Raw genomic sequence first — 13,297 nt, 5'->3', positions numbered from 1 at the left:
GGGGCTGGTGGCGGGCACCGGTATGCTTGCTGGCCCGATCCGGCAAAACCCTAGCTTGTATTCGCTGATCCGGCCGTCCAGCATGCATTAGCAGATGCCCGAACCCGCCAGCAATGGCAACAAGGAACGCTTCATGGACGAGGAACTGAAGAAGAAAGCTCTCGAATACCACCGGCTGCCGCGGCCGGGCAAGATCCAGGTCACCCCCACCAAGGGCCTCTCCAGCCAGCGTGACCTCGCCCTCGCCTACTCCCCAGGCGTCGCCGCCGCCTGCCTCGCCATCGTCGAAGACCCCAACGAAGCACGCAACCTCACCGCTCGCGGCAACCTCGTCGCCGTCGTCTCCAACGGCACCGCCGTCCTCGGCCTTGGCGACATCGGCCCCCTCGCCGGCAAACCCGTCATGGAAGGCAAAGGCGTCCTCTTCAAGAAATTCGCCGGCATCGACGTCTTCGACATCGAAATCGAACAGAAGGACCCGGACCTCCTGGTCGAGATCATCGCCAGCCTCGAACCCACCTTCGGCGGCATCAACCTGGAGGACATCAAGGCCCCAGAGTGCTTCTACGTCGAGCAGAAGCTGCGCGAGCGCATGAAGATCCCCGTGTTCCACGACGACCAGCATGGCACCGCCATCATCGTCGGCGCCGCCGTCAAGAACGGCCTGCGTCTCGTGGGCAAGGACATCGGCGCGGTCAAGCTCGTCGCCAGCGGTGCCGGCGCCGCCGCCATCGCCTGTCTGGATCTGCTGGTTGCACAGGGCATCCGCCCGCAGCACATCCTGGTCTGCGACTCCAAAGGAGTGATCCATACCGGCCGTACCGGGCTGGATGTCACCAAGCAGCGCTATGCGCGCGACACTCCGCACCGCACGCTGCAGGAAGCGATTGCGGGCGCCGACATCTTCCTCGGCCTGTCCGGCGCGGGGCTGGTCAGCCCCGAGATGGTCAAGCAGATGGCTGACAAGCCGTTGATCCTGGCGCTGGCCAATCCCGACCCCGAGATCACCCCGCCACAGGCACGCGCCGCGCGGCCGGATGCCATCATCGCCACCGGGCGCTCCGACTACCCCAACCAGGTCAACAACGTCCTGTGCTTCCCCTTCATGTTCCGCGGCGCGCTCGATGTCGGCGCCACCACCATCACCGAATCCATGAAGCAGGCCGCCGTCGACGCCATCGCCGACCTCGCCCTGGCCGAACAATCCGATGTCGTCGCCGATGCCTACGTCGGCCAGAACCTCAAGTTCGGCCCCGACTACCTCATCCCCAAACCCTTCGACCCCCGCCTCATCATCAAGATCGCCCCCGCCGTCGCCCAGGCCGCCATCGACGCCGGCGTCGCCACCCGACCCATCACCGACTTCGCCGCCTACACCGAGGAACTCACCCAGTTCGTCTACAAATCCAACCTCTTCATGCGCCCCGTCTTCGTCGCCGCACGCAAGGCACAGAAACGCGTCGTGTTCTGCGAAGGCGAAGACCCCCGCGTGCTCCATGCCGTCCAGGAAGTCGTCGACATGAAGCTCGCCTACCCCATCCTCATCGGCCGGCCCCGTGTCATCGAGCTGCGCATCGAGCAGCTCGGCCTGCGCATCCGCGCCGGTGTCGAATTCGAGATCTGCAACCAGGAGGACGATCCACGCTACCGCGACTACTGGACCCTCTATCACCAGATCATGGCCCGCCGCGGCGTCTCCGAGGAACTCGCCCGCGCCGAGGTGCGCGGCAAGACCACCCTGATCGGCGCGCTCATGGTGCGCCGTGGCGAAGCCGATGCGCTGATCTGTGGCATGCATGGCCAATACCACCGACACCACTGGTATCTGTACAACGTGCTCGGCCGCACCGCCGGCGCATGCACCACCGCCGCCATGAACGCCCTGCTGCTGCCCGGCGGCAACGTCTTCATCGCCGACACCTACGTCAACCCCGACCCCAACGCCGAACAACTGGCCGAGATCACCCTGATGGCCGCCGACACCGTGCGCAAGTTCGGCATCCAGCCCAAGGTGGCGCTGCTGTCCCACTCCAGCTTCGGCACGCTGGACAGCCCCTCGGCCCGCAAGATGCAGGCCACCCTCGCCCTGGTGCGCGCCCGCGCCCCGGAGCTGGAGATCGACGGCGAGATGCACGGCGACGCCGCGCTCTCCAGCCAGATCCGTCAGCAGGTGTTCCCCAACTCCACCCTCAAGGGCGAGGCCAACATCCTGGTGATGCCCAACATCGAGGCCGCCAACATCTCGTTCAACCTGCTCAAGATCTCGGCCGGCGACGGCGTCACCATCGGCCCCATCCTGCTGGGCATCGCCGCCCCCGCCCACATCCTCACCCCCACCGCATCGGTGCGCCGCATCGTCAACATGGCAGCGCTGGCCGCGGTGGAGGCGGCCACCGCCAACCAGGAGCCAGCATGAGCGATTTCAACCCAAGCGATCCCTTCGGCTTTTTCAATCAGTTCTGGAAGCAGGGCACGCCCAATCCGTTCATGCCGCCACTGAACGAAGAAGAGATCGACCGCAAGATCACCGAGATGCGCACCATCGAGCAATGGTTGACGATGCAGGTGGGCATGCTGCAGATGACGGTGAAGACGCTGGAGCTGCAGAAAGCCGGCCTTGCGGCCTTCAAGCAGGGGCTGGAACCAAAAGGCGGCGAGCACGACGAACGCGGATGATCCGATACGCCCCCCGCCTGACGCTGACCGCGCTGCTGCTGAGCTTGGCCGCCTGTACCACCGCGCCACCCGGCCCGGCACCGGCCACACCGACCCCCATTCCCGCTCCCACGCCGACGCCACAGCCGACACCGACACCGACACCGACACCGACACCGGCATATCGACCCGTTGCCTGGTCCGCCCTGCCCCAGGTGACCGATGACGACCTCGTCGCCGGTTTCAGCACATGGCGCAGCGGCTGCGCCAAGGCACGCAGTGCGGCACTCAAGGACATCTGCGCCGAGGCCCTCGGCCTTGACCCGCAGGCCATCACGATCCGCCGCTTCGTCGAAGGCCGGTTCACCCCATATCAGTTGGTCAACCAGGACGGCACCGAGCAGGGCCTGATCACCGGCTATTACGAGCCGGTCTACCCAGGCAGCCTGACCCGCACGGCCGAGGCCAACGTGCCGGTCTATGGCCAGCCGGACGATCTCATCACCGTGGATCTGGCCGAGGTCTATCCGGAACTGAAGGGCAAACGGCTGCGCGGCCGGCTGGAAGGCCGCCGGCTTGTGCCCTATCCGGACGCGGGCAGCATCCAGCGCGCCGGGCTTGACGCGCCAGTACTGGCGTGGCTGACCGATCCGGTCGATCTGCAGTTCATGCAGGTGCAAGGCTCGGGGCGCGTGAAGCTGGCAGACGGCAGCGAGCTGCGGCTGGGCTACGCCGACCAGAACGGCCGCCCCTACAGACCGGTGGGACGCTGGTTGATCGAACAGGGATTGCTGCCTGCCAGCGGCGTCTCGATGCAGGCGATCCGTGCCTGGGCCCAGGCCAACCCGCAGCGCATGCCGGCGCTCTTGGCCAGCAATCCCAGCTTTGTGTTCTTCCGCACGCTGCCACCGTCGGCTGAGGGCCCGATCGGTGCCCAGGGCGTGCCGCTCACCGCCGGTTACAGCCTGGCAATCGATCCGCGCACTGTACCGCTGGGCAGCCTGATGCTGATCGATACCACCCGGCCGGACGACCGCATGCCGCTGCAACGGATGATGGCTGCGCAGGATACCGGCGGCGCCATCACCGGCCGGGTCCGCGCCGATTTCTTCTGGGGCAAGGGTGACGCCGCGGGCGAGCTGGCCGGGCGGATGAAGCAGGACGGGCGGCTGTGGCTGCTCTGGCCCAACGGCGCACCGCTGCCGACACCGTGAGCCGGGGCGCAGGTTGACCGGCCCGGGCCGCTTGGGCAAGATGCGGGCTTGTTCCGAATTCTTGCGTTTGCCCACCATCATGGCGTTCCACTCCAACGAAATCTGGCTCGAATGGCGATGGCGCCGCTGGCATTGACCGGCCAGCCGCCTCTCATATCGCCTTTCCTCCATCTCGTCCGGAGATTTCCATGATGACCCGTGAGCAATTCGCGGCGCTCGCCGCGCAGGGGTACAACCGCATCCCCCTGATCCTCGAACTGTTCGCCGACCTCGATACCCCGCTGTCGGTCTATCTCAAGCTGGCCAACCGGCCCTATTCCTACCTGCTCGAATCCGTGGTGGGGGGTGAGCGTTTCGGCCGCTATTCGTTCATCGGCCTGCCCGCACGCACCCGGCTGGTGGTGCGCGAGCGCACGGTGGAGGTGATCAGCGACGATCAGGTGGTCGAACGCTTCGAAGGCAATCCGCTCGATTTCATCGCAGCGTTCCAGGCACGCTTCAAGGCCCCGCACCAGCCGCAACTGCCGCGCTTTCTCGGCGGTCTTGTCGGCTACTTCGGCTACGAGACCATCGGCTATATCGAGAAGAAGCTTGCCGACCGGCACAAGCCCGATCCGATCGGCGCGCCGGATATCCAGTTGCTGCTGTCCGAGGAACTCGTCGTCGTCGACAACCTCGCGGGCAAGCTCTTCCTGGTGGTCTACGCCGACCCGTCCGAGCCCGATGCGTACGATCAGGCCGAAGCGCGCCTGCTGCAATTGCGCGTCGCCCTGCGCGAGCCGGTGCTGCCGCCGTTGTCCGGGCCGGGAAGCCGCGTCGAGACCGCCTGCTCCGAATTCGGCGAGGCCGCGTTCAAAGAGGCCGTGCTGCGCACCAAGGACTACATCCGCGACGGCGATGTGATGCAGGTGGTGCTGTCGCAGCGGATGACCCTGCCCTTCGAGCAGGACGCACTCGCGCTCTATCGCGCGCTGCGCTCGATCAATCCGTCGCCGTACATGTTCTTCTACCACTTCGGCGATATGCATATCGTCGGCGCCTCACCGGAGATCCTGGTCCGGCTCGAAGGCGAAACCGTCACCGTCCGCCCGATCGCCGGCACCCGGCCGCGCGGCAGGACGCGCGACGAGGACGACGCGCTCGCGGCCGAGCTGCTGGCCGATGCCAAGGAGATCGCCGAGCACGTGATGCTGATCGACCTGGGCCGCAACGATGCCGGCCGTGTGGCGCAGACCGGCTCGGTCAGGCTCGTGGACAAGATGGTGATCGAGCGCTACTCGCACGTGATGCACATCGTCTCCAGCGTGGAAGCGCGGCTGCAGCCGGGGCACAGTGCAGTGGACGTGCTGCGCGCCACCTTCCCGGCCGGCACGGTGTCAGGCGCACCCAAGGTGCGCGCCATGGAAATCATCGACGAGCTGGAGCCGACCAAACGCGGCGTCTACTCGGGTGCGGTCGGCTATCTGGGCTTCACCGGCGACATGGACGTGGCGATCGCGCTGCGTACCGCGGTCATCAAGAACAACACGCTCTTCATGCAGGCCGGCGCCGGCATCGTGGCCGATTCGATGCCGGACAGCGAATGGCAGGAGACGTTGAACAAGGCGCGCGCCGTGCTGCGCGCCGCCGAACTGGTTCAACGCGGGCTCGACGCCTGATTCCGGATCAAGAGGACACTGCCATGCTGCTGATGATCGACAACTTCGACTCCTTTACCTACAACCTGGTGCAGTACTTCGGCGAGCTGGGCCAGGACGTGCGCGTCTACCGCAACGACGAGATCACGCTGGATGAGATCGAGTCACTCGCGCCCAAATACCTGGTGGTGTCGCCCGGCCCGTGCTCGCCGAACGAGGCCGGCATCTCGGTACCCGCCATCCGCCATTTCGCCGGCAGGCTGCCCATCCTCGGTGTCTGCCTCGGCCACCAATCCATCGGCCAGGCTTTCGGCGGACGCATTGTGCACGCCAAGACGCTGATGCATGGCAAGGTCTCGCCGATCGCGCATACCGGCGAAGGCGTATTCCGCAACCTGCCCTCGCCGTTCACGATCACCCGTTACCATTCGCTTGCCATCGAGCGCGCCACGCTGCCCGATTGCCTCAGCGTCACCGCCTGGACCGATGACGGCGAGATCATGGGCGTGCGCCACAAGACACTGGCGATCGAGGGCGTGCAGTTCCACCCCGAATCCATCCTGACCGAGCACGGCCACGCGATGCTGGACAATTTCCTCAAGGAACATGCCTGACCCGGGCACGGCCGAGCCGACGCCCAGCCTAGGAGACGCACCATGATCACTGTCCAGCAGGCCCTCAATCGCCTGATCGACAACAACGAGCTGTTCTACGACGAGATGCTGCATCTGATGCGGCAGATCATGACCGGCGAGATGACGCCGGTACAGACCGCGGCGCTGCTGATGGGGTTGCGCACCAAGGTCGAAAGCGTCTCCGAGATCGCCGCCTCGGCCACCGTGATGCGCGAATTCGCCACCCAGGTGACGGTGCAGGACCGCCGGCACCTGGTCGACACCTGCGGCACCGGCGGCGACGGCGCGCACACCTTCAACATCTCCACCTGCTCGGCGTTCGTTGCCGCGGCAGCCGGGGTCAAGGTGGCCAAGCACGGTGGGCGCTCGGTGTCGTCCAGCTCCGGCAGTGCCGACGTGCTCGAGGCTTTCGGCGTCAATCTGTCGCTGACTCCGGAACAGGCCGGTGCCTGTATCGACGAGGTTGGGCTCGGCTTCATGTTCGCGCCCAACCATCATCCGGCGATGAAGTATGTGGCGCCCATTCGCCGCGAGTTGGGCGTGCGCACCATCTTCAACATCCTGGGACCGCTGACCAACCCCGCCGGCGCCGACAACCAGCTGATGGGCGTGTTCCACCCCGACCTCGTCGGCATCCAGGCGCGGGTGCTCAAGCAGCTCGGTTCCAGGCACGTGATGATCGTCCACGGTCGCGACGGGCTCGACGAGATCAGCCTGATGGACAAGACGCTGGTCGCGGAACTCAAGGACGGCGACATCACCGAGTACGAGCTTGATCCGCGTGACCTGGGCTTTGCATTCTGCGAGGTCACGGCGCTGCACGCCGGCGATGCCACGCAATCGAAGGCAGTGATCGAGGGCGTGCTCGCCGGCGAAGCCGGCCCCTGCCGCGACATCGTGCTGCTCAATGCCGGTGCGGCCATCTATACCGCCAATCTCGCCGTGACGCTGGAAGACGGCATCAATGCTGCCCATGAAGCGCTCAAGAGCGGCGCGGCGCGCGCCAAGCTCGATGCGCTGGTGCGCTTCACCCAACAGTTTGCCAAGTGACCATGTCCGACATCCTCAAGAAAATCTGGGCCACCAAGCACGAAGAAGTTGCCGCCGCTAAGCGGGCGGTTCCGCTTGCCGCAATCCGCGAAGAGGCCGAAGCCAACGGCGCCGACCTGCGCGATTTCGTCGGCGCCATCCGTGCCCGGCATGCGGCACAACAGGCCGCGGTGATTGCCGAGATCAAGAAGGCCAGCCCATCCAAAGGCGTGATCCGCCCCGACTTCAATCCGGCCGGGCATGCCGCCGACTATGCCGCGCATGGTGCGGCCTGCCTGTCGGTGTTGACCGACGCCCCCTATTTCCAGGGCCATCCGGATTTTCTCAAGTCCGCGCGCGCCGCCTGCGCCTTGCCGGCGCTGCGCAAGGACTTTATGGTCGACGAGTACCAGGTGTTCGAAGCACGGGCGTGGGGGGCCGATTGCGTCCTGCTGATTGCGGCCGAACTGTCGACCGGGCAGATGCGCGACTTCGAGGACATCGCCCACGCACTGGGCATGGCGGTGCTGGTGGAGGTGCACAACGCTGCCGAGCTGGACAAGGCGCTGCACCTTTCGACACCGTTGCTGGGAATCAACAACCGCAACCTGCGCACGTTCGAGGTGGACCTGAATACCACGTTCGAACTGCTGCCCCGGATCGACCCATCCCGCATCGTCGTCACCGAAAGCGGCATCCTGCAACCGCAGGATGTTGTGCAGATGCAACAAAAGCAGGTCCATACTTTCCTGGTTGGCGAGGCCTTCATGCGCCAGCCATCGCCCGGGAAGGCGCTTCAATCCTTGTTCTTTGACTGAGCAGCGCCCCCCGCGGTGCCTTGGGGGCCCCTCCGGCAGCCCCAAGATGTCATAAAACCGTCACCGGTACTTCCTATGCTGGTTGGTGCCCGGATTCGCTAGCACATTTTCACTTTCCAAACGCTTTCGAATAAGGGCGTGTGTCTTTATTCTTTTTTTGCAATATCGACACTACGCAGATAGCATCCGATAAACGCACTGTCGGCAATCCGCCGGCTGCTGCGACATCTACCGTCGCCGTGTCAACCACGCGCCGGTCTTCTACTCGCAACAGGAGAACATGAATGAAAAAACTGATCGCGACCGCGCTTGCTGCTGCGTTCACGGCCCCGCTCGCCTTCGCCGAAGTCACCATCTCCGGTAGCGTGCGTAGCGCACTCGACTATCTTGACTACGGTGGCACCAGCCAGAACGACAGCAAGTTCCGGATCGCCGACCAGGCCTCCCGGATCACCTTGAAGGGTGAAGACAAGCTCGACAACGGCTCCTCGCTGCTCTGGCAGGTGGAAAACCGGTTCAATGTCGGCGAAGGTTCGAGCAACACCAACTGGGGTTCGCGCAACACCTTCATCGGCTACAAGGGTGACTGGGGTACGTTGCGTTTCGGCAAGATCGACAACGCCTACAAGCTCAGCTCGGCCGACTACCTGCAGGCGATCGACAGCACGCTCAACGAAGACTCCAGCTACTTCGGCAAGAACCAGCTGGCCCGCCGCCTGGGCGAGCGCCAGGATCAGATCGTGCTGTACGACAGCCCCAACTGGAGCGGCTTTCGCGTACGCGGCAGCTATGACTTCGATTCGGGCAAGGACGCCGACCTGAATGCCGATACCGCCACCGTGGCCGGTTCGTACTCGACTGATGTCTTCAGCGTCGGTGCCAGCTATGCGCTCGCCAATGACCGCAAGATCGACACCACCAAGACTGACATCGGCAAGGGCGCCAACCGCGCTGCCGGCACCAAGATCGAAGGTCTGCTGCTGGGCGGCAGCGTCAAGCTTGCCGATTTCACGCTGTCCGCCCTGTGGGAACGCGTGACCTGGGACAACGGCAGCCGTGACTGGGACCAGGACACCTACGGCGTGGGCGCACTGTACAAGAGCGGCAAACTGACATTCCAGGCAGCCTATCTGTTTGCCGACGATGTCAGCGACCGAAGCGAAAGCGGTGGCCAGCAATTCACGCTGGGCGGTGCATATAGCCTGAGCAAGCAATCGCGCATCTACCTGACCTACACGCAGGTGGATAACGACGAGCAGGCCAAGTTCCTGACCGAAGCTCCGGGGTTGCTGACCGGCGCCGGCTACGACTACAACATCGTTTCGCTGGGCGTCCGTACCGACTTCTGATCAGGTATTGCCACCCATGCAGAACGGGAAGCGCAGGCTTCCCGTTTTGCATTGCAGCGTCGCCGCTGGGCCCCACCCGACGCGCCTTCACACTGCCGTGCACCGGTCGGATGCAGTGTGCGGACCGCAACCGCGCCAAGCCGCGGGCCATCGCCGCCACGGGCAGTGGTTGATGCTCGGTGTAGCCAATGAAAAACCCCCATCCGAAGATGGGGGTTCCAGGTTTGCCGATCGGCAAGCCGGGTCCTACTTCTTGCCCTTGAGCAGGAACAACGCCGACTGGCCCGCCTGGACCTGCCCGCTCGCCGGATTGGCCACCCCGGCGTATTGGTCCACGTTGCTGACCACCACGGGGCTGACCAGTGACTGGGCGTGCGAGGCAAGGTAGTCCAGATCCAGTTCCAGCACCGGATCGCCCGCGTTGACGCGCGCGCCCTGCTCCGCCAGCCGCTTGAAGCCCTGGCCGCCCAGCTTCACCGTCTCGATGCCGATATGCACAATGATCTCGGCACCGTTGTCGGCCACCAGCGCAAAGGCGTGGTTGCTGTTGAAGATCTTGGCTATGGTGCCGGCCACCGGCGCGACCACCAGCTTGCCGGTGGGACGGATGGCCACGCCGTCGCCGACCGCCTTGCTGGCAAATGCGGCGTCGGGCACCTGCTCCAGCGGAACCACTTCACCGGTCACCGGCGCCACGAGCACCAGATCGCCAGGTGCCGCTGCCGCCGCTGCCGCCGCGGGCGACGGCCGCGCGGCCTCGACCGGCCGGGCCTGCGTGGCGGCAGCGCCGCCGAGCGCACGGCGCATGGCCGCGGCGATCAGTTCGGCACGCGGACCGACGATGATCTGCACGTTCTTGCTGTTGAGCTTGATGATGCCCGATGCGCCCAGCTGCTTGGCCTGCGCTTCGCTCACCCGGGCCGCGTCGCCCACGGTGAGGCGCAGCCGCGTGATGCATGAATCGATGTTCTCCACGTTGGCCGCGCCACCGACTGCGTTCACATAACCACGGGCCAGGGCATCGACGTCGGATGTCTCGGCGGCCACATTGCCCGGCGCGCCCAGCTCCTCATCGTCCTCGCGGCCCGGCGTCTTCAGGTTGAAGGCACGGATCGCGGTGCGGAATACGAAGTAATAGAGCCCGAAGAACACGATGCCCTGCACGATCAGCATGAACCAGTCCTTGGCCAGCGGATTGCGCGAGGACAGCACCATGTCGACCAGCCCGGCACTGAAGCCGAAGCCGGCCATCCATTGCATCGATGCCGCGATGAACACCGAGATGCCGGTCAGCAAGGCATGCAACACATAGAGCAACGGCGCCACGAACATGAACGAGAATTCCAGCGGCTCGGTCACGCCGGTGAAGAACGATGCGAACGCGGCAGCCAGCATGATCGAGGCGACGCGGGTCTTATGCTCGGGTTTGGCGGCATGGTAGATCGCCAGTGCAGCGCCCGGCAGGCCGAACATCATGATCGGGAAGAAGCCGGCCTGGTACATGCCCGTCACACCCAGCACCGCCTTGCCTTCGGCCAGCGACTTGGCACCACCGAGGAAGTTGGGGATGTCGTTGATGCCGGCCACGTCGAACCAGAACACCGAGTTGAGCGCGTGGTGCAGGCCGATCGGGATCAGGAGACGGTTGAAGAAGGCATAGATGCCGGCGCCGGTTGCGCCCATGTCCTTGATGCTTTCGCCGAAGTTGACCAGCCCGCCGTAGATCACCGGCCAGGCGAACATCATCGCGAACGCGACCAGGATCATCACGAAGGAGGTGACGATGGGCACCAGACGGCGACCGCTGAAGAAGGCCAGCGCCTTGTGCAGCTCGACATGGCTGAAACGGTTGTAGAGCTCAGCCGCGATCACCCCGGTCAAGATCCCCACGAACTGGTTGTTGATCTTGTTGAAGGCGGCGGGCACCTGCTCGGGCGGAATCCCCTGGATCATCGACACAGCGCTTGGCGAGCACAGCACCGTCAGCACGTAGTAGCCCACGAGACCCGCCAGCGCGGCCGCGCCGTCCTTGTCCTTGGACATGCCATAGGCCACACCGACCGCGAACAGTACCGACATGTTGTCGATGATCGCGGCGCCGGACTTGATCAGGAACGCGGCCACCGCGTTCTGCCCCCCCCAGCCCACCGGATCGAGCCAGTAGCCGATCCCCATCAGAATGGCCGCCGCCGGCAGCGTGGCCACCGGCACCATCAGTGCGCGACCGATTTTTTGCAGATATCCGAGAATGTTCACTTCTCACCTCACTTGTGCGTTGACGCCATAGACCAGGAGTCTCAACGCCCGCAGGCGCCGGGCTCAGTTACTCCGACAAAGCGCAATTGCACGCGCCCCCTGTTTGTCCAGCTTTTCCAGCCGTCCAGCAAGTCCATCGTTGCCTCCTGTCTGACTTTGTAGTGGTGAACGGGTATGCAAGCCCCTTGCCTTTGTAAACAGTGGCAGGGGACATGTAAACCTCGGCGGATTATTCCACCGGTGCCGATTACGGTTCAATCACCGCCCCGAGGGTGGTTTCACCTTATTGCACCCTCCTGCAGATACCGGTTACCGGGCAGGCTGCAAGGCCGCCCGCGCCCTGGTTCTGCGCCGTCCGCCCAGAATGGCACGATCAAATCGGCGCAAACTTGCGCTGGCGCAAACGCGTGCCTGCACCGGGCAATCCCGGTTTGCAACAGCAGGAAACGGCAGCGACGGGATTACCGGCGGAGTGTGGCGTAAGGTATACAGCTGGCGCTGGCCCGACTTGCCCAGTTCACAATACACACACAAACAGCACCACACGCGTTCGTTAGAATGGCGCCTGCCCTTTCTTTCCTCGACCGTCCATTCCATATCATGCGTCGTCGCTCTTTGATCCTGCTGGCGGTGATTGCCACCGTCGCCATCGCCGCCTCGCTGGCGCTCTCCAAACGACCACCTGCCGCCGCACCGGCGGCCACCGCGACCCCCGCCGCCGTCGAGCTTGCGTCCGTGGACCTTGCCCAGGTCAGCCCGGCCGATATCGACAGCACACTGGCGCTGACCGGCACGCTCAACGCCCTGCAGCAGACCACGCTGACCGCACAGGTGGAAGGCAGGATCGCCAGCGTCGGCGCGCGACCGGGCGACGCGGTAAGCAAAGGCGACGTGCTCGCCCGCTTCGACACCGCCGATCTGGAGCGGCAGGCGACCGTGGCTCGGGCACAGCTGGAGAAAAGCCGCGAGCAGCGCGAATACAACCGCAGGCAGATGCAGCGCAACGCCGATCTGCTCAAGCAGAATTTCATCTCCAAGAATGCGTTCGACAGCATCCAGAGCCAGCTGCAGACCGCCGAGGCCGACGAGCGCGCCAGCGCGGCGCAGCTGGGCGTGGCGCAACAGGCGCTGGACAAGGCCATCGTGCGGGCCCCGTTTTCGGGCACCGTGGGGCAACGTGCAGTGGAACCCGGCCAGCACGTCGGCATCAACAGCCAGCTCTTTACGCTGGTCGATCTCACCGAGCTGGAACTGGTCGCCGCCGTGCCCGCGGCACGGATTGCCGAGGTGCGGCTTGGCCAGCAGGCCCGGTTCAAGGTCGAGGGCTATCCACAGCCCTTCACCGGCACCGTCAGCCGCATCAACCCCACGGTCGGCGACAACAACACTGTGGCGCTCTATATCCGCGTCCCCAACCCGGACGGCGTACTGCGCAGCGGCCTGTTCGCCCAGGGCCTGCTGGTCATCGCCCAGCAACGCCAGGTGCCAAGCCTGCCCCGCTCCGCCTTGCGCAGCGATGGTGGGGATTCGTTTGTGCTCGCCGTCGAATCGAACAAGCTGGTGCGGCGCCCGGTCAAGGTCGGCGCGATCGATCTGCGGACCAACCGGGTGGAGATCGCCGCCGGCGTGGCGCCCGGCACCCGCGTGCTGGCAAGCCAGGCACCGCTGACCGCCGGGACGGCGGTCAAGCTGCCGGCCAGGTAA

10 protein-coding genes are annotated in these 13,297 nt (G+C 65.0%); 9 read left to right on the top strand and 1 reads right to left on the bottom strand.

The features are described from left to right. Window positions 1-133 precede the first annotated feature (133 nt). The 8 genes from N8I74_RS09270 (at window position 134) to N8I74_RS09235 (ending at window position 9,337) form a co-directional block, all read left to right on the top strand. Window positions 134-2,416 (top strand): NADP-dependent malic enzyme, encoded by a 2,283-nt coding sequence (locus tag N8I74_RS09270; RefSeq protein WP_263126738.1) that lies wholly within the window; start codon window positions 134-136, stop codon window positions 2,414-2,416. Then, complete coding sequence (locus tag N8I74_RS09265) at window positions 2,413-2,676, top strand: PhaM family polyhydroxyalkanoate granule multifunctional regulatory protein (protein WP_263126607.1); 264 nt, start codon at window positions 2,413-2,415, stop codon at window positions 2,674-2,676. Before N8I74_RS09270 ends, N8I74_RS09265 begins: the two co-directional genes overlap by 4 nt. Further along, window positions 2,673-3,869, top strand: a complete 1,197-nt coding sequence (gene mltA, locus N8I74_RS09260; RefSeq protein WP_263126606.1) for a murein transglycosylase A — start codon at window positions 2,673-2,675, stop codon at window positions 3,867-3,869. The genes N8I74_RS09265 and mltA overlap by 4 nt, the downstream gene beginning before the upstream one ends. 188 nt (window positions 3,870-4,057) lie before the next feature. Continuing rightward, on the top strand, window positions 4,058-5,527 hold the full coding sequence (gene trpE / locus N8I74_RS09255; RefSeq protein ID WP_263126605.1) for an anthranilate synthase component I: 1,470 nt from the start codon (window positions 4,058-4,060) through the stop codon (window positions 5,525-5,527). Window positions 5,528-5,550: 23 nt separating this feature from the next. Then, window positions 5,551-6,120 (top strand): aminodeoxychorismate/anthranilate synthase component II, encoded by a 570-nt coding sequence (locus tag N8I74_RS09250; RefSeq protein WP_263126604.1) that lies wholly within the window; start codon window positions 5,551-5,553, stop codon window positions 6,118-6,120. A 42-nt stretch (window positions 6,121-6,162) separates the two neighbouring features. Then, window positions 6,163-7,191 carry an anthranilate phosphoribosyltransferase gene (trpD, locus tag N8I74_RS09245; RefSeq protein ID WP_263126603.1) on the top strand — a complete coding sequence of 343 codons (1,029 nt, stop codon included), beginning with the start codon at window positions 6,163-6,165 and terminating at the stop codon, window positions 7,189-7,191. A 2-nt stretch (window positions 7,192-7,193) separates the two neighbouring features. Next, a complete protein-coding gene (gene trpC / locus N8I74_RS09240) occupies window positions 7,194-7,988 on the top strand; it encodes an indole-3-glycerol phosphate synthase TrpC (protein WP_263126602.1) in 795 nt (264 codons plus the stop codon). A gap of 284 nt (window positions 7,989-8,272) precedes the next feature. Next, window positions 8,273-9,337, top strand: a complete 1,065-nt coding sequence (locus tag N8I74_RS09235) for a porin (RefSeq protein ID WP_263126601.1) — start codon at window positions 8,273-8,275, stop codon at window positions 9,335-9,337. Between the two features lie 246 nt (window positions 9,338-9,583). Here the strand turns inward: N8I74_RS09235 and nagE are convergent, their stop codons facing one another. Then, window positions 9,584-11,593 (bottom strand): N-acetylglucosamine-specific PTS transporter subunit IIBC, encoded by a 2,010-nt coding sequence (nagE, locus tag N8I74_RS09225; RefSeq protein ID WP_308445883.1) that lies wholly within the window; start codon window positions 11,591-11,593, stop codon window positions 9,584-9,586. 600 nt (window positions 11,594-12,193) lie between these two features. On the opposite strand from nagE, the gene N8I74_RS09220 reads away from it, so the two are divergent. After that, window positions 12,194-13,297 (top strand): efflux RND transporter periplasmic adaptor subunit, encoded by a 1,104-nt coding sequence (locus tag N8I74_RS09220; RefSeq protein WP_263126600.1) that lies wholly within the window; start codon window positions 12,194-12,196, stop codon window positions 13,295-13,297.

It is taken from the genome of Chitiniphilus purpureus (assembly GCF_025642115.1).
Lineage (GTDB): Bacteria > Pseudomonadota > Gammaproteobacteria > Burkholderiales > Chitinibacteraceae > Chitiniphilus > Chitiniphilus purpureus.
The sequence above is the reverse complement of the archived record's forward strand: the minus strand, read 5'-3'. Positions and strand labels throughout refer to the sequence as shown.